This window comes from Rhizobium sp. 18055 (genome assembly GCF_902706285.1).
Taxonomy (GTDB): domain Bacteria; phylum Pseudomonadota; class Alphaproteobacteria; order Rhizobiales; family Rhizobiaceae; genus Rhizobium.
The window spans coordinates 388,935-412,545 of record NZ_CACSKD010000001.1; the positions used below are offsets into that span (position 1 = coordinate 388,935).

A 23,611-nucleotide genomic window follows, 5' to 3' on the forward strand; every position below is an offset into this window, starting at 1 on the left:
CGCCAAGTCGTTGCGTCTCGCTTACCACTGTTTGCTAAGCTTGAAACTGACCGTGCGCGCATCGCCATAGCCGCAAGCGCCTATGCCTCCGCAGCTTTCGACGTAGGTCTTGTCGAAGAGGTTGGTGACGTTGAGCGAAGCCGTCCAGTTCTCCTTCTTATAGCGGATGGCGGCATCCACTACAGCTGACGACGGCACCTTCAGGGTATTTTCGTCGTCGGCCCAGGATTCACCCTTATAGCGCAGGCCGGCGCCAAGGCTTACGCCGTCAAGTGGACCTTGAGTGACAGTATAGTCGAGCCACAGCGACGCCATGACATCGGGGACGATGTAGGGCGTCTTGCCGACGAGGGCCGTGTTCAGTGGGTTCTTGGTTACCTCGATATCCGTATAGGTGAACGAGCCGAGCAGTTTCCAGTTGTCGTCGAGATTAACCTTGGCTTCGAGTTCCACCCCCTTGGATTCCACTTCGCCGAGCTGCGACCGCGTATAGGGGGCTACCGGCAGCGAGACCGTGTAATTGCGCTTGTTGATCTGGAAGACCGAAGCGGTGAAGCTTCCATCGAAAAAGGTTGGATCATATTTCACGCCCGCCTCGACCTGCTGACCCTCTTCGGGAGAGAGCGGGCCAGCCGAACTCGTGCCGACCAGCGGGTTGAAGAAAGTCGCCACGCTGACATAAGGTGTCAGGCCATTGTCGAATTCATATGCAAGGCCGGCTCGCCCGCTCCAGGCGCCATCCGTGTCGCTGTAGCTGCTCGACGGCGTAAGCTTGCTGTTGAAGTCGCTATCGACGAAATCGTAGCGGCCGTTGAGTGTTACAAGCCAGTTGTCTGCGAAGCGGATCTGGTCCTGAGCGTAGAAGCCCAGCTGCTGCATGGTTGCAACTTCGTTGTAGAGCGGTCCCGGAGCAATTTGCGACCCACCGTAGACTGGGTTGAGCACATCAAGCGTACTGGCACCGAATGTCGAGTTTTGAATATTGTCGATGCGATAGTAGCGGTAGTCGACGCCGGCCATGACCTTGTGTGAGGTGGTACCGAGATCGAATTCGTTTTCGGCGCGGTTATCCCACGCAACGCTGTCGACACCCGTGTCGCCCTCGAAATTGATCCGGTTCAACTCCGTCGAAGTGGCATAGAGATACGGATAGACGTAGTGCTCGTATTTATCGAGGTGGCCGTAGCGGAAATTGGAGCTCAGCTTCCAGCCATTGTCGAACTCGTGTTCCAGCTCGTAGCCGAGCATCTGCTGGTCATAGCGGCCGGTATCCATGTCAGGTTCGCCGGGGAAGAAGCGACGCGAGATCTTTCCAAAGGAAGCGTCGGTGACGGTCCCCTCGTAAGGCAGGAAGCTGTTGCCCGTATGAACCTGGTCCAGCCCGCCGGCATAGGCCCACACGGTCAATTTCGTCGATTCGTCGGGCGACACGGTCAGTTGCGGCATGATGAAACCGCGCACGTCATGGGTAAAGTCGGTGTAACCGTCGCCCCCGGCGATCTTTCCGGTGAGACGGTAGCTCATCGTATCGCTGGTGCCGAGCTTGTCCGACATATCGAACCCGGTGAAGGCATTTCCGTTACTGTTGATGCCGATATCGGTGTAGAAATAGGGTTCGTCGGTCGGCCGCTTGCGGACCATATTGACGATGCCGCCTGGATTGGCGCCACCATAAAGCACCGATGCAGGACCTTTCAGCACATCGACGCGCTCAAGCATGAAAGGGTCGATCTGGAAGTTGCCGAACCCATAGGCGAAGAGATTGAGCTCATCCATGTACACACCAGTCTGGCTGGCATCAAAACCGCGGATATAGTACCAATCGGTGTCCGGATCGGTGCCGTAAGGACCGACAACGACACCGGGCGTGTAACGCAGCGCTTCGTCCACCTTGTTGACGACGCCGCGGTCGTCCATTTCCTGCCGGCCGACGACCGAGACCGCCTGCGGAACCTCGTTGAGCGGCGTAGCGGTTTTGGAGCCCACTGTGGTCCTCTTGGCAACATAGCCCCTTACAGGACCTATGCCGCTCGCATCGGCTGAGTCATCAGCTAAGGCGTTTCCAGCACCCGTGCCCTGAATGACAACTGGCTTCAGCTCGGTAGGCTCTTGCGCAACGGCAAGCGTCGCGCTCGCCCCGAAGACGGCAACGCCCGCCAGAAGCTTTGCTTTGAAGATAAAACGGTCTGCTCTCGCGCCCATGCTCATTATCACCCCACTCACGCCACACCCGTCATCCCAACGGTGCAGCCGACACCTACGAATAAGATGAGTGATTAACTCAATTTAAAGCGTGCAGCTTGTCGTGATCCGGGAAAAATTGAATGTTTTTGGGCAATTTTTCGTGGCTCGATCAAACGCCCAGACAGTGTGTCGTTCAGGCAACGCGGGCTTTCTTCCAGGTCGCCGGCGTCGTCCCGACATTCTTTCGAAACACGCGGGTGAAATGGGCCTGATCGGAGAAACCCGTTTCGGCAGCAATTTCCATCAGCGACTGGTCTGCGTGGAGGAGAAGTTGCTTTGCCTGCTCCAGCCGCGCGTTCATTTGCCACTGATGCGGCGCCATGCCGGTGGACGCCTTGAAGGCGTGGCTGAAATGGGATTGCGAGAGACCGGCAAGGGTTGCGAGCTCCTCGAGCCGGATATTGCGCATGCAGTTGTCGTTGATGAAGTCCTTGGCCTTGCGCAATTGCCATGCGGCGAGCTTGCTGCGCTTGCGGACCTCCGCCTTGCCAAGCTTCATCACGTCTATGATCAGCGCCAGCGCCAGGCCATCGCCATAGAGATCGTGCAGTGGCGCCGGGTTCATGCATTCGGTCGCGATCAGCCGCGACAGCGTCAGAATGCGCTCGTCGGAGAACAGCAGGCGCGGGCTGGTCAATCGATCCGGGTCGAGTTCCTCCATCAGCCGGCGCGCCACGATTTCGGCATCGAAATGCAGGTCGAGATGGCGAAGGTATTGGACATCTGTGAGGTCCGCCCAAAGTTCCATGCCAGCCGGCACATAGGAGATCGGGCGATGTTTGGTGTCCTGCACGCCGCCAGCACCCTTCGGGGTCAGCTTGACCAACGAATTGCCGGGACCACGCATATCGAGCAGGATGAACAACCGCGGATCATTGGCGACATAATAGCCGCCGGCATAAGGCGCGCATTCCACATCCCACACGTCCGCAACGATGCCGTTCCAGGTTCGCCGATGAAGGCCACCGACGACGGAGAAACCTTCGATCTTGTTCTGCATGCGGGGTTGAAATGTCATGTACGGTGAGCGCTATACCTTCTTGATAAACTCAAGTTTAAAGCAAGCGTATCGAAATGGCAATCTCGTGCAAGATGCTCACCCTATGTTTCAGCGCGACGGCAACGGCTGTTGTGGCATCAGCCGCCTCGGATGGAACCGCGCCAGACAAGCTCGGCCTTCAACCGGACGGAGTGCGCCTCGCCAGCCTCCTCGCCGTCGCCGGTACCGACGAGCCATTGCACCGCCTTTGTGGCCATGGTCACGACCGGTTGCGCAAAGGTGGTGAGATCGAAGGATGACCACGAGGCCTGTTCGATATCGTCGAAACCTGCGATGCAGAGCTGGTCGGGTATCGACATACCGAACTGATGGCGCGCCGCGTCCATGAAACCGCAGGCGAGCAGATCCGTCGCGCAGAAGACGGCGTCGGGCCGATCGGCGCGGGTAAGCATGCGTTGCGCCAGCACCTTGCCCGCTTCATATCCTGTCGATCCGTAGCGCTCGACGACGACCTCAAGGCCCAGTTTCGCTGCGGCTGCAACGAAGCCGCGCTCCCGACCCATGAGGCTCGGCGTGCCGGCTTCGGAGTTGGCAAACGCTAAGGTGCGGCATCCGGCCCTGGCGAATGCCATGGCGATCCTGCCGCCCGATTCATAATCGTCGAGATTGATCTTCAGCGGCCCCGGCTGGTCGTCATCGCGGTTGATGAGGACTAGGCGCTGCCCGCTGCGAAGGCAAAGCTGGGTGATGGATTTGTCGGGCAAGCCAGACAGGATGATCGATGCATCTGCGCGGTAACGGATAGCTTGCTGCAGTGCCCGATCGACGCTTCCGTCTGAGCGATCGGTGTTGACGAACATCGCCACCTTGCCGACATTCTGCAACTGGATGGTCAGTTCACGCAACAGCGCCGACCTGTATGGCGTTGCCACATCCGAAACGATCAGGCAGACGATACCACTCTCGTTGCGCATCAAGCCGCGGGCAAGGTGATTAACGTGGTAGCCGAGGGCATCAGCCGCTTCGAGCACGCGTTTTCGGGTATCGGCCGACACGCTGGCGCCAGGGGTAAAGGTTCGCGACACGGCAGAACGCGACACACCTGCCCGCTCGGCGACTTCCTGCGCACTGACGAATAGCTTTGACGACATGGGCACCCTTTCGTTGCACACAGTCATGCCTCGACTTGCACTTGCGTGCAATCGCAATGCCTTCGATCAATATGAAGTTTTCATGACGAATATTGACATCACACGCGCCAATGTGCTCCGTTTGCACGCGTTTGCAAAGTATTGAACAAGCAAACAGTCGGCATCGAACATCGCATTATCGCGATCATCACTGGCTGGGTTGCAGCCATCTTTTTTCACACAAGGAAATATCGCAATGACATCGGATGTCATCCCCGGACTTGAAGCACGCCTGGCGCTTGCCGAAGCGGTTGCGCGTGAGGCAGGCGCCGTCGCACTCGACTATTTCAAGCGCCGCGAGACGCTTGTCGTCGAGACCAAGCGGGATCAGCAGGACGTGGTTTCGATTGCCGACCGCGAGGTCGAAAACCTGATCCGCGGGCGGTTTCTCCGGGCCTATCCGACGGACGGCGTTCTCGGCGAGGAATACGGCCTCACCAACGGCACCTCCGGCTTCACCTGGGTGATCGACCCGATCGATGGAACCAGCCCTTTTGTGAACGGCATGCCGAACTGGTGTGTTTCCATTGGCCTGCTGCACGACGATGTTCCGGTCATCGGGGTGATTGCGGCACCCTGCCATGACGAACTCTATGCGGCAGCGCTCGGCATGGGCGCGACGTTGAACGGACAGCGGCTCGAACTCGACCCTGGGAAGACCATCCGAAACGCCGTCACCGGCATCGGCGCGAACAACCATGTCACCCCGGCTGTCGTGGCGAAGATGGTGGAGGATCTGCTGGAGGCCGGCGGCAATTTCATCCGCAACGGCTCCGGGGCGCTGATGCTCGCTTATGTCGCGGCCGGTCGTCTCGTCGGATATTACGAGCCCTATATGCACGCATGGGATTGCCTGGCAGGCTATTGCCTGGTGAAGGAAGCCGGCGGCTGGTTCCATCCCTTCCCGACACGTGGCGAGGGGCTGACGAGGGGCGCAAAAGTGCTTGCCGCAGCGCCAGGAGCGATCGACGATCTCCGCAGAATCGCCAGCGTCTGACCATATTCGATCGCGCCGCACTCTTATCTCAAGAACGAGAGACACTTAGACAGTCAGCCTCTCGTCCTCGCAGACGTTGCAACCTATATATACGCAGGAAGAATGCTGGCGATTTGCGCCGGCGACACGGAGACATGTATGAGCCGCGATCCGTACGAGCGTCTGGGCGTCAAGAAGGATGCTACGCAAAAAGAGATACAGAGTGCGTTCCGCAAGCTCGCCAAGAAACTGCACCCGGATCTCAACCCCGGCGACAAGAAGGCAGAAGAGCAGTTCAAGGAAATCTCCGCCGCCTATGAGATTGTCGGCGACGAGGACAAGCGCAAGCGTTTCGACAAAGGCGAGATAGACATGACGGGCGCCGAGCAGGCGCAGCGCAATTATTATCGTGACTACGCATCGCAACCGGGTGCCGGAAGCCGCTATCAGAACAATGCCGGTTTTGCCGACTTCGGCGACAGCGATGACATATTCTCCAGTTTCTTCTCCGGCCGCGGGCGCGGCGGCGGGCAATCCCGCTCGCAGGGGCAAGACCGGAAGTATTCCCTCGAGATCGACTTTCTTGATGCCATCAACGGGACCAAGACCCAGATAAGACTGCCGGATGGCCCGGCGCTCGACCTGCAGATTCCAGCTGGAACGCGGGACGGCCAGACCTTGCGGTTGAAGGGAAAAGGAGAGCCGGGCATCGGCGGTGGTCCGCCAGGCGACGCCCTCGTCGAAATCCGGGTGCGCGCCCACAAATTCTATGTTCGCGATGGCGACGACATACGCTTCGATCTGCCGATATCGCTGGCCGAAGCGGTGCTTGGTGGCAAGGTGCGCGTGCCGACGCCGTCTGGCGCCGTCAATCTGACCCTGCCGGCGCATTCCAACACCGGTAAGGTTTTGCGTCTCAAGGGCAAGGGCGCTCCGAAGCGCGCCGGAGGCGCCGGCGATGTCTATGTGTCGCTGAAGATCATATTGCCCGATGCACCGGACCAGAAGCTTGCTGATTTCATCAGCGAGTGGGCACCGGCCAATCCACAGGATCCGAGAAAGAGCATGGAGGAGTAGCCATGAATGATCTTGAATTCCGCCGCGCCCTGAAGATCGACGTCACCGTGGTCGATATCTGGATCGAGCAGGGCTGGCTTATTCCCGAAGCCCACGACGGCGACCGCGAGTTTCGCGATGACGACGTTGCCCGCGCCAGGCTGATACTCGATTTGACCCGCGACATGGGCGTCAACGAAGCCGGCGTCGATCTCATCATGGAGCTTGTCGATCAGATTCATGGGCTGCGCGGCACGCTTCGCGACATGCTCGGCGCCATGGAGCAGCAGGACGACGAAGTCCGGCGCCGCCTGCGTCACAAACTCGATACGCTTACGGCCGCCCGGGGCCGCTGAGGGCCGAGGGTGCAAGTAACAGGGAGGAAAACTTGACCGACCACAGCAGCGATCACGAGCATCACCAAGATCCCATCCATGTCGATTGGCGCGAGAACGGCGTGAAGGTCATTCCCGGTCATTCAGTCGATCCGAATACGGCGCAGACACCCGGCATGAACCGGGCGACGGCGATCAACAGGGCCCGTGCCGGCGCCGAGAAGATCTGGGCCGGCACGGTGACGATCCATGCCAATGCAAAGACCGGCGCGCACCATCATGGTGACCTGGAAAGCATTATCTACGTGGTGAAGGGCAAGGCACGCATGCGCTGGGCGAAGCCCTCGAATATACCGCCGAGGCCGGGCCAGGGGACTTCATTTTCATTCCACCTTATGTGCCGCACCAGGAAATCAATGCCAGCCGAGACGAAACACTGGAATGCGTCTTGGTTCGCTCCGGCCAGGAGCCTGTCGTGGTCAATCTGGATATAGAGCCGGTAGAAAAGCCGGAAGATGTGCGATGGATCGACCCGATCCACAAGTAGTCCACTATCGGTAGAGTCGCGCCGCATAGCCGCCTCGAGATGATCCTCGAAAAGTTTGGCCGACCCAGAATGGAAAATTCTGACCCCGTGCCTGATGCTGCAAAGGCCGATGCATCATCGCGTGTTCCGTGAACTGCGTGAGCCGGCCGAAATCGGAACCGATGAAAACTCGGCACCTTGCGTCAGAAGCACTGGACAGCAGCGGTTCCGGCTGCCGCACGCGAAAAAATTCACGTCACAACAATAAGTTCAGCATGCACTAATCCAATCATCACTTCCGGACGTAAATCTTGCTATTGTCGGCCGGACAGTCTTTGGAATGATTGTTTGGGCGCGAGAATACAGTCTTCGATGCACGTTTCATTTTCCGGAATTCCTCTACCGGGAGATGCATATGTGGATCAACTGGCTGGAATGAAGCCTATTGATTACTTATGATTGTATTGGCAGTTGCGCAGATATGGTGGCTTGCCGCCTGTTTTTCAGTTGAAAGTCAGGATTTTCAGGCACACGCGTAACAGTAAAGAAAAATGACCCGGCACAATTGATCCGTTCAAATATCTTGGTTAGGTTGATGCAGGGAATAATAATCACGTCACAACTGGCGTTAGAAGGATAAGGCCATGAAAGAAGCTCCCCACACCGTTGACGTACACGTTGGCAAGACGATCCGCATCAAGCGTTTGATGCGCAAAGTCTCGCAGACAGAGCTTGGCGATCGCGTCGGCGTTACGTTCCAGCAGATCCAGAAGTACGAAAAAGGCTCCAATCGCGTTTCGGCCAGCATGCTGGTGGAGATTGCCGGTGCACTTGAGGTCGATGTCCGTTCGTTTTTCGAAGATATCTCTGCCAATGCCAACGATAATCCGACACCAAGCGATGAGTTCGTCGTTTCCCGTGACGGCGTCTTGCTGAACGCAGCCTTTCTTTCCATCAAGAACGAACAGGTTCGCAAGAAGATCGTAAAGCTGGTGCAGGCAATTTCCGGCATGGAGCAGATTGAAAGCGAAGCTGCCGAGTAAGGCAGCCTCGCAAGGTCAGTCTCTCCGGCTAGTGGCGTTCCAGGACGACGAGGTTTTCTCGCGCGTCTTTCATCGCCAGCTTTGTCTTCGTCCCGATCAGCTTCTCAAGGTTGACGTCCAGTTCGCGTTCGGGGTCGATTCCGTCCCAATCGATCACGACCTGCAGCAGCGCCATGTTTGTCAGATGCATCAGATTGTTCAACTTGAGCTTCTGAGCTTCTTCCTTTGCGGCCGAAAGCAAGCGGAATATCCGTGCGTATTCGCTCCCTGTGCCTTCGTCCATCGTCTGAATGTTCATACCGTCCGCCTCTCTGAGATGCCCCAAACACCACTTTGGGGCTTCAGTCCTGAGCCATCATTCAGGCACGGCGTTATTAGAGCGTTACAGGCGTCACGCTGGTGATTTCCGCGTGCAGCATCTCCCAGTGAGACGTTGCAGCAAACCCCCAGTCACGCTTGCCTGCCGTGAATTTCACGCTGTCCAGATGACGTAGGACCATGTCCGCATCGGCACGCTTGCGTTCGATCTTGTTTGCGCGAATCAGCCGTAATATCTCCTTGGCGCGGACATCATTGTCGAATGCGCAGCGCTCCACTGCCTTCGGGTAGGTACGCTCGGAGAAATGAAGCCCCCGGCCTGCGAGCAGAAGCTTCTTGTACTCGCCCGACATGAGCAGGCCCTGGCGGTTCAATGCGTCGATGGTTGGCTGATAGTCCACCCAAGGAACGGAAAGAGGCAGCCAGCCAAGCTCCTGCGGCGCGTGAACCAGCGCCACGGCTTCATCGTCGATCAGCCTGCCATCGGCATAGTCATCATAAATCGAACCGATGCCGATCATTCCAAATGCCGAGCATTCCGCCGCCCTGAGCGCGCCCATGCTGGCGCCGCCGGCAACGATGACGTTCTGCTGAAGGGCGAAAAGAATTTCCTTGTGCCAGACCGACGGCATCTCGCCGAAATAGCCATCGACGATGCCGATCGCGCGGGCACCATCCTCCACAGCCTGAAGGATATCGCCGCGGGCAGCCGGCGCACGGAACTCGATCGAAGGATAGGTCGTTTGAAGTCTTGCAATATCCCGGCCGAAACTCGGCCCTGCAAATATCACTCTCATGCGTGGGCTCCCTGCATGGCGCCAACGGCGCGCAAGCCAAGTTGAATGAATTCGCCGCTGACATCGACTTCGAGGCCAGGCACGATGACGCGAACGACCGACACCGGAAGGCGGGGATGCGGCATTGGCACGGCGACCACCTGCTCGATCCCGCGGGCCCGCAGGCGATCGAGGATATGCCGGATGTTTTGCTGAATGCTGCGCTGGGCCGGCTCCGCGGCAAAAGCCGGGGCGACTGGCGTCTCGTCGCAGAGATCGATCAGCTGCTGCATCGGGCCATCGCCATCCAGGCGCTGATAGACGCGCGGAGAAAAGTCGTCACGGCTGCCGGCGATAGCCGTCAACCGGCTCTGGGCGGCCTCGGTTATGGCGCGCAATGCAGCACGAACTGGATCTGGATGACAGCCGCAACCGCCGCACACATGGGTCCAGCGGGCGTCAACACGATCGCTGAGGTCGCCGGGAACGATCACCGCCAGAAAGCTCGGGACGCCAATATCGGTCGTCATGTCGAGGAGGAGAAGCCGCATACCGGCGCGGGCAATGCGATCGACGATGATGTCGATCACCGGATCGCCGAAGCCGGCGGGATCGATGCGCGAACCACGCAACTGTTCGAAAGGCCGCAGCTGCGTCAGCGCCCATGCATCGCGCTCCACCAGTTCGCAGAGGCCATGAAGCACGGCCTCGGCAGGCCGGTTGCCGGAGGCCAATCCATCACTGGATTGCTCGAAGCCGGACGGGCGCGTGCCACGGTGATCAAGTCCGACGAGCGACCAGGGCACAAACACCGGCTTGTCGTTCATGATATCAAGACCTTCACTCCAGGCAAGTGGCCCGGCATCGATCTCCGATGGAACGCAACGCGCGACGGAATCCAGATCGATCAACGACGCACGCTCAGCCTTCATGCCGGCAAGCGTCGCGACGACCAGATCGTCCGGCTGCATCTCCGCCACCCGTGTTTCGACAGCCTCCATCGCCGCCGACGTCATGGCGGCATCCTCGTCGATGCCTTTGCCCTGAAACACCGAAAGCGTGTAACTGTTGGGACGGGTTGCGAAGGCAACCGGAATCTCAAGCAGGTCGAGCGCCGTCAAAAGGCCGACGCGCGTTATTCCAAGCTCGGCAAAGTGCGGCTTGATCGCCGCGAATGTCTGTCCAGGCGTCAAGGAGCGGTCGTGGTAGGCGCTGACGCCAGCCGCGGAAAGATTTAGATCCCCAGCCAAATCCGTGAGTGCGGCCTGAACAGACATTCGCAATAACCTCAACGGAACTTCAGGGCGTGAACGATGTTCGCAGTAGCGTTGGTGTCGAACTGAACGGCATCCTGCTTCAGAACAGCCTGGGCTGCAGCGGAGAGGCGAACGGTGGACTGCTTTGCTGTGTTGGTCATGTCATTCTCCTGTTGGTAGCAGCTTTGCGCTGCAGACAGGGGAACAATGAAGGGTCGGCGTTATTCCGGTGTGACTAGGATTTGCAGGAAATAACGGCCTTTAGGGGCCCGATGTAACACTTCAGGACAGGCCAGCCATCCTGAGTCCATCTATGAGCTGGCGAGTATCGTTAGGGTTGCGATCGGGCACGAAACGCCACACATCGTCGGTGCGAAAATCAGGAAAATTCTCAAGGACAACCGAGGCATAATGCGCGGCCGTCTCCGCGTCGCCGTTTTTGGCGTGCGCTGCAGCAAGCAGGCGAGACGTCGCCGGCCTGTCCTTCACGCGATCGAGCACCTCGATCGCCTTGGCGTAGTTCTCCTGAACGAAATGGATACCGCCGAGATTCCAGTAGTAGTAATCCGGCGGCAGCGGATTGAGCTTCAGTGCGGCGTGGCTCAATTCCAGCGCACGATCGCTCTGTCCGTCGTGCAGCAAAGCGTCTGCGTGATCGGCAAGGATATCGGCATCATTGGGATTGAGCATCTGCGCTTCGGCGAAAAAATCCAGGCTGTCGGCGAAACGGCGGCGATAAAGCGCAACGAAGCCCAACTCGCGCATCGCCCGGCCGCTGTTTGGATCGCTGTCGCGCGCCTGCCATGCCGACCGATCGGCTTCTTCCAGAAGCTCGGTGTCCTTCATGCCGCGCACCAGCCACTCCATACCGAGCACCCGGGCCATGCCCGCATGGGCGGACGAGAACCGGTCATGTCTGGATAGAGCCGACTTGAACCATTTGCGCGCCTGCCTGAGGTGCTGCAGGTCGGTCTTCGAGACCAGTCGTTTGCCCTCGAGGTAAAGCCGATAAGCCGATGGCGAGACGTCGTTCATCATATCGGTCAGTTCGCGCCGCTCGATCGTGTCGGCCAGCGTCATGACGATGCGCCGCGCCAGTTGCCCGAAGGAATGGTTGAGCTTCTGCATCGCCAGCGGCAGGTCGATCGCCCACAACACTTCGGCTGTCGATGTCTTGGTCAGCCGGCATGTCGCGTAAATCTCATCCTCGCGGCCATGAATGGTCACATAGACGGTGTAGTCGAAGCGCAACTCCGGCGGCATCGGTTGAAGGTCGCCGGTGGCAAGGCTGCGGTTGAGAATCTCGACGCTGGTATGCGCGGCGATGACCTTGAAACCGCGTTGCTGGCTCAAACCGATCGTCACGTCTTCGAGCAGAGCCCGGCCGACGCGCTGCAGCAGCGGCTCCGACAGCATCGTTTCCGGCGGCAGGATCAAAACCCTCGGCTGGCCGAGCGTATCAGCAACAGCCGGTCTTGCGGGCGTCAGGTCGGCGACGACAGGCGCTGCCGGGGCGATGACCCCGAGTTCCTGGGCGAGAGCCTGGGTCGCGGCATCCGGCTCAGCGCCGTATTCGGCCTTAAGCTCATTGCGGCAACGGAAATAGGCCTGGCGCGCTGATGCAAGATCACCCGATGTCGCATGCGCACGCATCAGGGCCCGGCAGGCGACTTCATGCGCAGGGTCGGTTGCCGCAAGCAGGCCGGCCAACAAAATCGTGTCGGCGAGTGTCAGCTTATCGGGTGTCTCCAGCAGCGTGATGAGATGGGCGTCGCGGCATTCGGCTATGCGCCGACGCTCGATCGTCGCCCATTCGTCTGCCTCCATCGTTGGCGCCCGAAATCCCTCAAGCAACTCGCCCTGCAGCAGGCTCCAATCGGCACGCGCCAAAGGATGGGTGGCGTCGCGCAACAGCAAGACATCCGCAGCCCAGCTTTCGGCATTGAAGGAGATGTGCGTGTTGGTGGCATTGATGAGACGCGGGAATTCCTCCGGCACGCTCCGATCGATGCGGGCGAGTAGCTGGCGAAGGCTGCCGGCGCGCTGCTTCGACACGTCGGATTGCCAGAGCATGCCGCGCAGCGTCTCGCGTTCCATCGAGAACTGCGGAGACGCCGCCACGAATGCCAGCAGAGGATAGGCTTTCTCCGGAAGCACGATTTCGCCGTCGTTGGCGAAAAGCGCGGGCTTTCCGAGCAAGCGAAGCAGGAGGCTGTATTTAGCCACTGACACCACGGGCAACTCGCTTTTGGATGATCCGAGTGCAAGTATAGTGAAAAGCGATTGTAACGCAAAAGGATTGCGCCTGTTCGGTTGAGTTTTTCAACCGTTAGATGATGTCATCTGAAACACGGTTTAAAAAATCGGGTCTTTCAACCGGGATCGTACCGATGCGGGGCAGACCGGACATCCGCTCAAAGAAATGGCGCCGACCTTTCGATCAGCGCCATCAATGCGATTGGCAATCTTGGCTTAGGCAGCAGCCGAAGCAGAGCCGGAGATCGGAACTTCAGAGATCGTCTTCAGAACCTGCGAAGCGATCTGGTAGGGGTCGCCCTGGGAGTTCGGGCGGCGATCTTCGAGATAGCCCTTGTAGTCGTTCTTGACAAACGAGTGCGGCACGCGGATCGATGCGCCACGGTCAGCAACGCCGTAGGAGAACTTGTTCCACGGTGCAGTTTCGTGCTTGCCGGTCAGGCGCTTGTCGTTGTCAGGACCGTAGACGGCGATGTGATCCATCAGGTTCTTGTCGAACTGCGCCATCAGCGCTTCGAAGTAGGCCTTGCCGCCAACTTCGCGCATGTACTTGGTCGAGAAGTTGCAATGCATGCCCGAACCGTTCCAGTCGGTGTCGCCGAGCGGCTTGCAATGATATTCGATGTCGATGCCGTACTTTTCAGTCAGGCGCTGCAGGAGGTAGCGAGCCATCCAGATTTCGTCGGCGGCGCGCTTGGAGCCCTTGCCGAAGATCTGGAATTCCCACTGGCCCTTGGCCACTTCGGCATTGATGCCTTCGTGGTTGATGCCGGCAGCCAGGCAAAGGTCGAGATGCTCTTCGACGATTTCGCGGGCAACGTCGCCAACGTTGGAATAGCCGACGCCGGTGTAGTAAGGGCCCTGCGGGGCAGGATAGCCCTGCTCAGGGAAGCCGAGCGGACGGCCGTTCTGGTAGAAGAAGTATTCCTGTTCGAAACCGAACCAGGTGCCTTCGTCGTCCAGGATGGTGGCGCGGGCGTTGGTTGCATGCGGCGTGACGCCATCCGGCATCATGACTTCGCACATGACGAGCGCGCCATTGGTACGAGCCGGATCAGGGTAAACGGCAACCGGCTTCAGAACGCAGTCCGACGAACGGCCTTCGGCCTGCATCGTCGAGCTACCATCGAAGCCCCAGAGCGGGAGCTGATCGAGCGTCGGAAATTCGTCGAATTCCTTGACCTGCGTCTTACCGCGAAGGTTTGGTACCGGAGTGTATCCATCGAGCCAAATGTACTCGAGCTTAAACTTGGTCATGTGCGAGTCTCTCAAACAAAGGTGTGAGCAAATCCTCAAGCGAACGCTTTGGCCGAAGCCGCACCACCCGCGAAGGGATGTCTAGGAGTATGCACGAAGCGTGCCAGTTGCCGCCATCCGGCCGAACTCTTTATCGCAAAAGCGCGACCGTCCGGAGCCACGAGACTATGCACAGACAGCAGCCGGGTGCGTGAACTCCCAGCGGACTCAACCGCTTACGCCGGTGCAAAGCCGCTTCCACGTTGAGAAACGACGCGCGGAAAAGATGAACGCGCGGGTGGATATATTTTTCTACACATTGCCAAATAGTATATTTTATAGGCATTTGCCTATTTATTGTATTTATGCATTTTCTGATATAAAGCTAATCAAGTAGCGATTGCCCACTATTCAAACATTTGTTGCACTTTTTTCAATCAAATAGCGCAATCTCTGTGCAACCGTGCTATTGTCTTCCTTAACGCTCTAGGGCGGACTCATTTTGGAGGCATGACATGGTTACTGGTGTGCATCACGAGTCGGCAACGATCTACGCTTTTCCGGCGAAGCGTTTTGCATCGACTGCACTTCGGCAAGCGGCGGATATGGAAGCAGCAATGGCGCCCTGCGTCTACGATAGCTGCTGGTATCACGACGATGCGGTGAAGCAGGAAGAGGCCCCGGCAAAGCCACGGTTTACTCCGCGCGTCGTGGACTGAACCATCGCTCCTCCGTTGCAGCGCTGCCCTGATGGACCGCGCCTATTGCCATGTGCGTCCTCTCAATATCCATTGAGGTTCGTTTCGCCGATCAGCGGGGTTGCACATAGTGCGTCCCCGCGCCATGACAACGCTCGCGAATTAAATTGCAGGCGGACGCATGTCAAAGAGAGAGATCGCCATCATCGGCGGCGGACCGGCAGGGCTGATGGCGGCCGAGATGCTGTCCTCATCAGGCCACGGCGTGACTATATACGAGGCAATGCCGACTGTCGGCCGCAAGTTTCTCCTTGCCGGAAAATCCGGCCTCAATATCACCCATTCGGAAGACTATCAGCGCTTTTCAACGCGGTTTGGGACGGCTGTCCCAAAGCTGCGTAGTGCCCTTGACGGCTTTCCGCCCGACGATGTCAGAAGATGGGCAGCCGGCCTGAAAACCGAAACATTCATCGGATCGTCAGGCCGCGTCTTCCCTGTGGCGATGAAGGCTTCACCCCTGCTGCGCGCCTGGCTCGGACGCCTAGAGGCGCAGGGCGTTAATATCCTCACACGGCACCGCTGGCAGGGCTTTTCGGATGGCGGATATGTCTTCGAGACGTCCAATGGCAGCATGACTGTCCGGCCGGACGCGGCATTGCTGGCACTCGGTGGCCAAAGCTGGCCGCGGCTGGGATCCGATGGCCGATGGGTCGAGTGGCTGAGGGAGCAGGCGGTTGCCGTTCATGACTTCCAGCCGGCCAATTGCGGTTTCAATGTCGATTGGAGCCCATTCTTCCGCGAACGCTTTGCAGGCGCTGCCGTCAAATCGGTGGTGGCGACATCGGAGGCGGGATCACTGCCCGGAGAATTCGTCGTCAGCCAGCATGGCATCGAGGGCAGTCTTGTCTACGCGCACGCCGCAGGACTGCGCGACCGGCTGGCCGCAGGACAGGTTGCGGCTCTGGTGGTGGATCTGATGCCTGGCCGTGCGCTGGAACGGATCGAACACGATTTGGCGCGGCAGGACCCCAAGACGAGCCTGGCGAACCGGCTGCGCAAGGGTGCAGGTATTGATGGCGTCAAGGCGAACCTCTTGCGCGAGTGTGGTACCGATGCCGACCTGCACGACCCCGTGCAGCTAGCAAAGCTCATCAAGACATTGCCGATCCCCGTCATCGCGCCACGCCCGATCGCGGAGGCCATATCATCAGCGGGCGGCGTTGCCTGGGATGAGATCGACGAACACTATATGCTGAAACAGCTGCCCGGCCTCTTCGTCGCCGGCGAAATGATCGATTGGGAAGCGCCAACCGGCGGCTACCTGCTGACGGCCTGCTTCGCCACCGGCAGGGCCGCTGCGCAGGGCATAACGACGTGGCTGGCGCGTTGAGCAGGCGATTGGTGCAGACACTGGCGGCACCAATCGCTGCTTGGCAGACTATTCGGCGACCTTGTCCCCTGCCACAGGTTCCTCGTCCGGCCGCTTGATCCTGAACCATGCGAGATAGAGAGCAGGCAGGAACAGCAGCGTCAGCACGGTCCCGACGACGATGCCACCCATCATCGCGTACGCCATTGGCCCCCAGAAGATCTCGCGGGAAATCGGAATGAGAGCAAGGCTTGCAGCCGCAGCGGTCAGCAATATCGGCCTCATCCGGTGCTGGGTCGCCTCTCGGACCGCATCCCATGGATGATGTCCCTCATGCCGCAGTTCCTCCACCTGAACGACGAGAATGACCGAATTTCGGATCAGGATGCCGATCAGCGCGAGAATGCCCAGGATCGCCACGAAACCCATCGGCGCGCCGCTCGACAACAGCGCGATCACCACGCCGATCAAGGCCAATGGGGCGACGGCGAACACCAGGAACAGCCGCGAAAAACTCTGCAGCTGGATCATCAGGATCGTTGCCATCGTAAACAACATCATCGGCACCACGGCTGCGATCGGCGCCTGGCTCTTGGCGCTCTGCTCGACGCTGCCGCCAACCTCCACCCGGAAGCCGGGTGGCAGCTTGGCCGCATAGGCATCCATATGCTTTGCCAACTGATCGACCACCGTGGCAGGCTGCTTGCTGTCGATGACGGCAGCCTTCACGGTGATGGTCGGCAGGCGGTCCCTGCGCCAGATCTTCGGCGGCTCTGTTTCATACCGGAAGTTCGCAATCGCTGCCAAGGGAACCGAACTACCGTTGCTGGTGCGCAATTGCAGGTCACGCAGCGTCTCGATGGAGCGTCGCTCGGATTCCTGCGCGCGGGCCAGGACCGTGATCAGATAGATATCGTCCTTCACCTGCGTGACAGAGGCACCGCCGACAATGCCGTTCAGCGACGACGCAATGTCTTCCGAGGTGACGCCAAGCTGGCGCGCCTTGTCCTGCAGCACATCGACCTTCACAACACGGGCCGGCTCGTTCCAGTCGTAGACGACATCGCCAAGCGACCGGTTGCGGCCCATGACGGCGCCGAGCTCCAGCGCGCGCTGGCGCACCTGCTCGATATCGGGCCCACTCAGGCGGTAGGCGACCGGGCGACCGACAGGCGGACCGATGTCGAGCAGCTTGACGTAGGCATCGGTGCCGACAAAGGTTTTCGTCAGATATGCCTGCAGATCCGCACGCAGCTTGTCGCGAACCTCCAAACTCTTGGTGACAATCACCACCTGGCCGAAGGACGTGGCGGGAGGCTGCACGTCGAAGGAGAGAACAAAGCGCTGGGCGCCCTGCCCGACATAGGTGGACCAGCGCTCGATATCGGGATTGCCTTGCAGCTTGTCTTTTTCGAACTTCGCCATCTGCGCATCGGTTTCGCTGATCGAGGCGTTGTCCGGCAGCGAGAAATCGACGATCAGCTCCAGACGATCGGATGAAGGGAAGAACTGCTGCTGCACGAACTGCATTCCGTAGACGGCGCCGGCAAACGCAATCACTGTCACCACGATGGTGACCCAGCGGAAGCGCATGCACAAATCCAGCAGCCTCGCGAAGGCGCGGGCAAACCAGCCTTTCTTCTCGTGATGCTGCTTCATGGTCTTCGGCAGGATCGTCACGCCGAGCAGCGGTGCAAACACCACCGCCACAATCCACGACACGGTCAGCGACACGGCAATGACCACGAAGAGCGAGAAGGTGAACTCACCGGCCGCGCTGTTGTTGAGGCCGACAGGCATGAAGCTGGCCACGGTGACCATTGTGCCCGTCAGCATCGGGAAGGCGGTGTGCGAATAGACGTAGGTCGCAGCCTTGGTGATCGGATCACCGGCCTCGAGCCGTGCCACCATCATCTCGACGGCAATCATGGCATCATCGACGAGCAGGCCGAGCGCGATGATCAACGCGCCGAGCGAAATACGCTGCAGCGAGATACCGTCATACTCCATGAAGACGAAAGTGATCGCCAGCGTCAGCGGGATCGAGAATGCCACGACGAGCCCGGCCCGCATGCCGAGACTGACGAAGCTCACCAGAAGCACAATGACGATCGCCTCGGCCAATGCTCGCGTGAAGCCAGATACAGCCTCGTCGACGATGCGCGGCTGATCCGAAACCAGATGCGGCTCGACGCCAACCGGCAGCGTCGCCTGCACCTTGCGCAATTCGACCTGCAGCGCATCGCCGAACTCGAGAAGATTGGCACCCTGCTTCATGCCGATGGCAAGCGCGATCGCCGGCACGCCGTTGAACCGGAAAAGCGACGTCGGCGGATCGGTGTAGCCGCGGGTGATGGTGGCGATATCGCTCAGCCGGAAGAAACGATTGTTGACCTGCAGATTGACGCTGCGCAGGCTGTCTTCCGAGGTGAACTGGCCGCTGACCCGCAGGCTGACACGCTCGCCCTGCGCCTGTAGCACGCCAGAGGGGGTAATGGCGTTCTGCGATTGCAGCGTGCTCAGGACATCGGCCTGGCTGATACCGAGCGCAGCGAGTTGGCGGGTCGAAAATTCGAGGAAGATCACCTCGTCCTGCGCCCCGACGAGATCGACCTTGCCGACATTGGGAACCGTCAGGATGTTGCGCCGAACGTCCTCGACGTAGTCGCGCAGCTGACGCTGGGAAAAGCCGTCGGACGTGAAGGCGTAGATGTTTCCGAATACGTCACCGAAGCGGTCGTTGAAGGTGGGCGTAGCGACCCCTGAGGGGAACTGCGCCTCGATATCGCCGATCATGTTTCTGACATTGACCCAGATACCCGGCACGTCGCGCGCCTTGGTGGAATCCTTCAGGTAAACGAAGACAATGGTCTGGCCGGCTGTCGTCAGCGAGTTCGTATAGTCGAGAGAATCCAGCTCCTCGAGCTTTCGCTCGATGCGCTCGGTGACCTGGCGCGTGGTCTCCTCTGCCGAGGCACCCGGCCACTGGGCCGAGATCGTCATCGTCTTGATGGTGAAGTTCGGATCTTCCTCACGCCCGAGGTTCATGTAGGAGAATATCCCGAGCAACGCGAAGACGATCATGAAGTACCAGATCATCGACCGGTGTTCGAGCGCCCAGTCGGAGAGGTTGAACTTGTTCATGAGCGCGCACCACCCTCGACCTTGATCTTCTGACCTTCTTTCAGGCTGTGCACGCCGGCAATGACAACGCGCGTCCCCGGCTCCAGGCCCGAGACCACCTCGACATGAGCGCCACCCTGACCAACAAGCTGAACTTGCTGCGACCTGACGGCGCCCTCCTTCTCATCCACCACCCAGATCAGCGTTTTGCCATCCTGGTCGAGAATCGCTGATGCCGGCAGGAAGAGCTTCTGGACTTCGCCGGAATTGCGAACGGCAGTGATTGTGGTGCCGATGCGGAATGCAGATGGCGGTGCTTGCAGCGCGATCTTGACGCGGCGCGTGCGAGTGGCGGCATCGGCAGTCGGCGCCACCTCGCGCACGACGCCGGAAGAGGTGATCGCGGGATTGATCTGCAGCAAGATCGAATAGGCGTCGCCTATCGCCGGGATCAGCGCGCCCTCGGGAATATCGACAACCGCGTCCCGGTCCTCCGGCCTGGCCACCGTGACGACGGATTCACCAGCGGAGACGACCTGCCCCACTTCGACCGACGTTGCCGTCACCACGCCATCGAAAGTGGCGAGGATCTGGGCGTAGGAGAGGTTCTCATTCGCCTTGTCGAGCATCGTCTGCGCCTGCACCACGGCCGACTGCGCGGCTTGAGTGGCCTGGACACTACTCTCGAGGCTGGCCTTCGTTGCCGTTCCGCCCTGGAACGTCGAGCGGGCGCGCTGTTCTACCGATGCCGCGTTGGCAAGTTGGGCTTTGGCATTGGCAAGCTGCGCTTGGGCCGACCCAACGGAGAGCTGCAGCGACGTCGGATCGAGTGCCGCCAGCCGTTGACCCTTCGTCACGACATCGCCGGTGTTGACATCGCGTGCCACCATCAACCCCGCCACCCGGAAGCCAAGCGGCGTCTCGGTTTTCGGCGCAACGGTTCCGGCAAAACTCGGGCTCGGGAGATGCGCCAGTTCGATGACGCTCGAAAATACCGGCCGGACAGGTGGTCCGGCATCCTTCTTCTCCTCGCTGCAGGAGGCGAGCAAGGCGATGGCGGGCAGAACCAGCAGCATTAGAGCGTTGAAGCGACGCATCAGCTCTGACCTCCTTCAACGGTGACTTTCTGGCCTGGTCGCAGCAGTTTCCCGCCGTCGATGACCACGGTCTCGCCGTTCTCAAGGCCACCCGATACGATCACCCGGCCGGTCTCGTATGTGGCCACCTTGACAGGCTTGAGATTGACGGTTGCGTCTTTCGGATCGACCACCCAGACTGCTGGATTGCCATCGATCGCAAATAGCGCAGTCCACGGCAGGACGATCATCTGCATCGGTGCCGACTGGGCCGAGCCGGTCACCGGCGCCCCGAGCGTCATCTGCGGCGGCGTCTCCTCCAGTGTGATCTTGACGCGCACGGTGCCGGTGGACGTGTCGATCGTGGGCGACACCTCGGTGACCTTGCCGAATGCCTTGACGGTGGGATCACTGACCAGAGCCACCTCGATCCGAGGGTTGCCGGGCTTTGATTGCAGCAGCGTCTCATAGATATAGAACACCGCGTCCCGCGGACCGTCCTGCGCCACGGTGAAGGCTGTCTGCGCCGCCTGCATGACCTGTCCGACCTCGACGTTGCGGGCAGTGACGATACCGGCTGCATCGGTCTTGAGGTCAGTGTATCCGAGGGCATCCTTGGTCGTGCCCAACTGCGCCCTGGCATTGTCGAGAGAACCCTGCGAGGTCTGGAGGGCGGTCGCGGCCTGGTCGTAGGACTCCTTCGAGATCGAGCCGCTGGCAAGCAGCGTCTTGCGTCTCTCGAATTCGGACGTCGCCTGATCGACATCGGCCTGGGCTGCAACGAGCGCTGCCTGCGCAGCCTCGACATCAGCCTTCTGCTGCTGCGGATCGACGCGCGCGATGACCTGTCCGGCCGCGACATGCGAACCGATATCGGCGGTCCATTCGGTCACCTTGCCGCTGACGCGAAACGAGAGATTGGACTGGATATGGGCGGCAATCTCGCCGGTCAGCTTGATGGTGTAGCGATAATCACTGAAGGCCACCGGAACGGCACGCACCGGGACCGCTAGCTCCGAAGGCTCGCGGTCTTCCTTCTGGCAGGACACCGGCACAAGGCAGAGGAAAAGCAGGCAAAGCGTCTTGATTTGCATTGTAGGAGTTCCCCCGAATTCCACGACTGACATGCTGAATAGGCATTGCCTCAGCCGCAAGACCACAGCCATTGGCCGGCGTCTACGGCGATGAAATCCCTCCTTAAACACAGACTATCGACGTTCGATATCCGGCAGTCTTTCCCCATCCGACTCGTCGAATGTAGCGCAGTTCCACGCAGAAGCAATTTCAGTGGCGGCATCTGATCACACTTATGTACGCACAGGCGCACATATCGGGCTATCACGTTAGCCCGGGCCTATTTGCGGACCTGAAACGTGTGTTCGGGACCCGGAAACCGGCCTGCGCGAACCTCGTCGGCATAGCTTTCGACCGCCTGCGAAACGAGCGGGCTCAATTCGGCGAAGCGCTTGACGAAGCGCGGTTTGAAATCGTTGAACAGTCCCAGCATATCATCCGACACCAGCACCTGCCCATCACAGGCCGGCGATGCACCGATGCCGATGGTCGGAACGCTGAGTGACGCGCTGAGTTCCCGCGCCAACGGTTCGACCGTTCCCTCGACGACGATCGCAAATGCACCGGCGTCTGCGACAGCTGCCGCATCGCGGCGGATCTTCCCGGCCTCCTGCTCGGAGTGGCCGAGCGAACGAAAGCCACCGGCCGTGTTGACAAGCTGAGGCATCAGTCCGACATGGCCGAACACAGGCACCCCGCGCGAGGTGAGGAAGGCAATCGTCTCGGCCATTTCCTCGCCACCCTCGAGTTTGATCCCATCACAGCCCGTGTCCTGCATGATGCGCACCGCATTGCGGAAGGCCTGTTCCTTTGATTCCTGATAGCTGCCGAATGGCAGATCGACGATCACGCAGGCATGCGAGGTGCCGCGCATCACGGCACGGCCATGGGCAATCATCATGTCCAAGGTAACGCCGACCGTCGTATCCATGCCATAGAGCACCATCCCGACGGAGTCACCGACCAGCAGCAGATCACAATGCGGATCGAGCAAACGAGCAATCGGCGTCGTGTAGGCCGTCAGGCAGACGATACGCTCACCGCCCTTCATCGACCGGATGGACGCCGTCGTCAGCCGCTTCTGCTTGCCCTGCGCGCTCATTATGCGGCCCTCGAATGCGCGGCCGATCGCAGGCCGATGACACGATTATCGAGGAGACGAGTGTCTCCGATCCGCACGAACAGCGCCACGAGGGCGGGTGCCGATTGCAGCGAGGCCAAAGGCTCCAGGGTGTCGGGATGCCTGACCGCGACGACCTCGGCGTTTGCCAACGGCTCTGCTGCGATGAACTGCGCAACCGCCGCTTCCAGCGCTGCCGGATTGTCGCAGCCTTCTGCATAGAGCCGCTCCGCTTCGGCAAGCGCCCGTGGCACGATGACGGCTGCAGCGCGCTCCTTTTCATTGAGATAGACGTTTCTCGACGAGCAGGCGAGACCATCGGCTTCGCGCACGGTCGGCACCGCAATCACGCAGACCGGTTGCGCCAGGTCCTCGACCATGCGCTTGATCAGCGCGACCTGCTGATAGTCCTTCTCGCCGAAATAGGCAGCATGCGGCTGGACGATGTTGAACAGCTTTGTGACGACAGTGGCGACACCGGCAAAATGGCCGGGCCGGACGGCACCTTCCAAATGGCGGCCGAGCTCGGGAACATCGACCACCGCCAGCATGGGCCGCGGATACATGTCCGCCACCTCAGGCGCAAAAAGGAAATCAACGCCGGCGTCCTCAAGAAGGGCTGCGTCACGGTCCAGATCGCGCGGATAGCGAGCCAGATCCTCGCTGGCGCCGAACTGCAGGGGATTGACGAAGATCGACACCACGGTCACGGCGTTGTCGGCCTTGGCGCGCGAAACAAGTTCCATGTGACCAACATGCAGAGACCCCATCGTCGGCACCAGGCCGATTGTCTTCCCGGCGCGCCGGGACGCTTCAAGGTGAGCCCTGATGTCTGCTATCGATCTGATAATATGCATGAAACTGTCCTCCCATACCTCTCCGCCGGCATGGCTGGTGCGACGAGGTGGCGGATAGAACTCGATTTGACGAAAAGCGTCA

Annotated in this window: 20 protein-coding genes and 1 pseudogene; 7 read left to right on the forward strand and 14 right to left on the reverse strand. The window is 59.8% G+C overall.

Annotated features, from left to right (window positions below; genetic code table 11):
* Positions 1-21 precede the first annotated feature (21 nt).
* The 3 genes from GVL52_RS01745 to GVL52_RS01755 form a co-directional block, all read right to left on the reverse strand.
* Positions 22-2,202 (reverse strand): TonB-dependent siderophore receptor, encoded by a 2,181-nt coding sequence (locus GVL52_RS01745; protein ID WP_160003530.1) that lies wholly within the window; start codon positions 2,200-2,202, stop codon positions 22-24.
* Between the two features lie 175 nt (positions 2,203-2,377).
* The gene (locus GVL52_RS01750) at positions 2,378-3,262 is read right to left on the reverse strand and encodes an AraC family transcriptional regulator (protein ID WP_160003531.1); all 885 of its coding nucleotides are present in this window, start codon (positions 3,260-3,262) and stop codon (positions 2,378-2,380) included.
* Positions 3,263-3,381: 119 nt separating this feature from the next.
* The gene (locus GVL52_RS01755) at positions 3,382-4,395 is read right to left on the reverse strand and encodes a substrate-binding domain-containing protein (RefSeq protein ID WP_160003532.1); all 1,014 of its coding nucleotides are present in this window, start codon (positions 4,393-4,395) and stop codon (positions 3,382-3,384) included.
* Between the two features lie 235 nt (positions 4,396-4,630).
* On the opposite strand from GVL52_RS01755, the gene GVL52_RS01760 reads away from it, so the two are divergent.
* From GVL52_RS01760 to GVL52_RS01780, 5 genes and pseudogenes are all read left to right on the forward strand, one after another.
* Positions 4,631-5,431: an inositol monophosphatase family protein gene (locus tag GVL52_RS01760; protein ID WP_160003533.1), complete on the forward strand. Its 801-nt coding sequence runs from the start codon at positions 4,631-4,633 to the stop codon at positions 5,429-5,431.
* A 138-nt stretch (positions 5,432-5,569) separates the two neighbouring features.
* Positions 5,570-6,487 carry a DnaJ C-terminal domain-containing protein gene (locus GVL52_RS01765; protein WP_160003534.1) on the forward strand — a complete coding sequence of 306 codons (918 nt, stop codon included), beginning with the start codon at positions 5,570-5,572 and terminating at the stop codon, positions 6,485-6,487.
* Between the two features lie 2 nt (positions 6,488-6,489).
* Positions 6,490-6,822: a chaperone modulator CbpM gene (locus tag GVL52_RS01770; RefSeq protein ID WP_160003535.1), complete on the forward strand. Its 333-nt coding sequence runs from the start codon at positions 6,490-6,492 to the stop codon at positions 6,820-6,822.
* A 32-nt stretch (positions 6,823-6,854) separates the two neighbouring features.
* A pseudogene (locus GVL52_RS01775) lies at positions 6,855-7,348 on the forward strand (cupin domain-containing protein).
* Positions 7,349-7,971: 623 nt separating this feature from the next.
* Positions 7,972-8,370, forward strand: a complete 399-nt coding sequence (locus tag GVL52_RS01780; RefSeq protein WP_160003536.1) for a helix-turn-helix domain-containing protein — start codon at positions 7,972-7,974, stop codon at positions 8,368-8,370.
* Positions 8,371-8,398: 28 nt separating this feature from the next.
* Here the strand turns inward: GVL52_RS01780 and GVL52_RS01785 are convergent, their stop codons facing one another.
* The 6 genes from GVL52_RS01785 to GVL52_RS01805 form a co-directional block, all read right to left on the reverse strand.
* A complete protein-coding gene (locus GVL52_RS01785) occupies positions 8,399-8,668 on the reverse strand; it encodes a hypothetical protein (RefSeq protein WP_160003537.1) in 270 nt (89 codons plus the stop codon).
* 76 nt (positions 8,669-8,744) lie between these two features.
* Positions 8,745-9,485, reverse strand: coding sequence for a TfuA-like protein (locus tag GVL52_RS01790; protein ID WP_160003538.1), 741 nt, complete (start codon positions 9,483-9,485; stop codon positions 8,745-8,747).
* Entirely contained in the window at positions 9,482-10,741 is a 1,260-nt protein-coding gene (locus GVL52_RS01795) for a YcaO-like family protein (protein WP_160003539.1), read from the reverse strand. Before GVL52_RS01795 ends, GVL52_RS01790 begins: the two co-directional genes overlap by 4 nt.
* An 11-nt stretch (positions 10,742-10,752) precedes the next feature.
* Positions 10,753-10,881 carry a hypothetical protein gene (locus GVL52_RS31140; RefSeq protein WP_280179085.1) on the reverse strand — a complete coding sequence of 43 codons (129 nt, stop codon included), beginning with the start codon at positions 10,879-10,881 and terminating at the stop codon, positions 10,753-10,755.
* A gap of 121 nt (positions 10,882-11,002) precedes the next feature.
* Complete coding sequence (locus GVL52_RS01800) at positions 11,003-12,946, reverse strand: BTAD domain-containing putative transcriptional regulator (protein WP_160003540.1); 1,944 nt, start codon at positions 12,944-12,946, stop codon at positions 11,003-11,005.
* A 246-nt stretch (positions 12,947-13,192) separates the two neighbouring features.
* Positions 13,193-14,233: a glutamine synthetase beta-grasp domain-containing protein gene (locus GVL52_RS01805; protein ID WP_160003541.1), complete on the reverse strand. Its 1,041-nt coding sequence runs from the start codon at positions 14,231-14,233 to the stop codon at positions 13,193-13,195.
* A gap of 494 nt (positions 14,234-14,727) precedes the next feature.
* Here GVL52_RS01805 and GVL52_RS01810 point away from each other — a divergent pair, with 494 nt between their 5' ends.
* Together GVL52_RS01810 and GVL52_RS01815 are read left to right on the forward strand one after the other, a co-directional pair.
* Complete coding sequence (locus GVL52_RS01810; protein WP_160003542.1) at positions 14,728-14,931, forward strand: DUF2735 domain-containing protein; 204 nt, start codon at positions 14,728-14,730, stop codon at positions 14,929-14,931.
* Between the two features lie 160 nt (positions 14,932-15,091).
* Positions 15,092-16,300, forward strand: coding sequence for a TIGR03862 family flavoprotein (locus tag GVL52_RS01815; protein ID WP_160003543.1), 1,209 nt, complete (start codon positions 15,092-15,094; stop codon positions 16,298-16,300).
* 48 nt (positions 16,301-16,348) lie between these two features.
* Here the strand turns inward: GVL52_RS01815 and GVL52_RS01820 are convergent, their stop codons facing one another.
* From GVL52_RS01820 to panC, 5 genes are all read right to left on the reverse strand, one after another.
* On the reverse strand, positions 16,349-19,423 hold the full coding sequence (locus GVL52_RS01820; RefSeq protein ID WP_160003544.1) for an efflux RND transporter permease subunit: 3,075 nt from the start codon (positions 19,421-19,423) through the stop codon (positions 16,349-16,351).
* Complete coding sequence (locus GVL52_RS01825; protein ID WP_160003545.1) at positions 19,420-20,499, reverse strand: efflux RND transporter periplasmic adaptor subunit; 1,080 nt, start codon at positions 20,497-20,499, stop codon at positions 19,420-19,422. The genes GVL52_RS01820 and GVL52_RS01825 overlap by 4 nt, the downstream gene beginning before the upstream one ends.
* Positions 20,499-21,572, reverse strand: a complete 1,074-nt coding sequence (locus tag GVL52_RS01830; protein ID WP_160003546.1) for an efflux RND transporter periplasmic adaptor subunit — start codon at positions 21,570-21,572, stop codon at positions 20,499-20,501. Before GVL52_RS01830 ends, GVL52_RS01825 begins: the two co-directional genes overlap by 1 nt.
* Before the next feature lie 260 nt (positions 21,573-21,832).
* Entirely contained in the window at positions 21,833-22,654 is an 822-nt protein-coding gene (panB, locus tag GVL52_RS01835) for a 3-methyl-2-oxobutanoate hydroxymethyltransferase (RefSeq protein WP_160003547.1), read from the reverse strand.
* Positions 22,654-23,529, reverse strand: coding sequence for a pantoate--beta-alanine ligase (gene panC, locus GVL52_RS01840; protein ID WP_160003548.1), 876 nt, complete (start codon positions 23,527-23,529; stop codon positions 22,654-22,656). The genes panB and panC overlap by 1 nt, the downstream gene beginning before the upstream one ends.
* Positions 23,530-23,611: the final 82 nt, after the last annotated feature.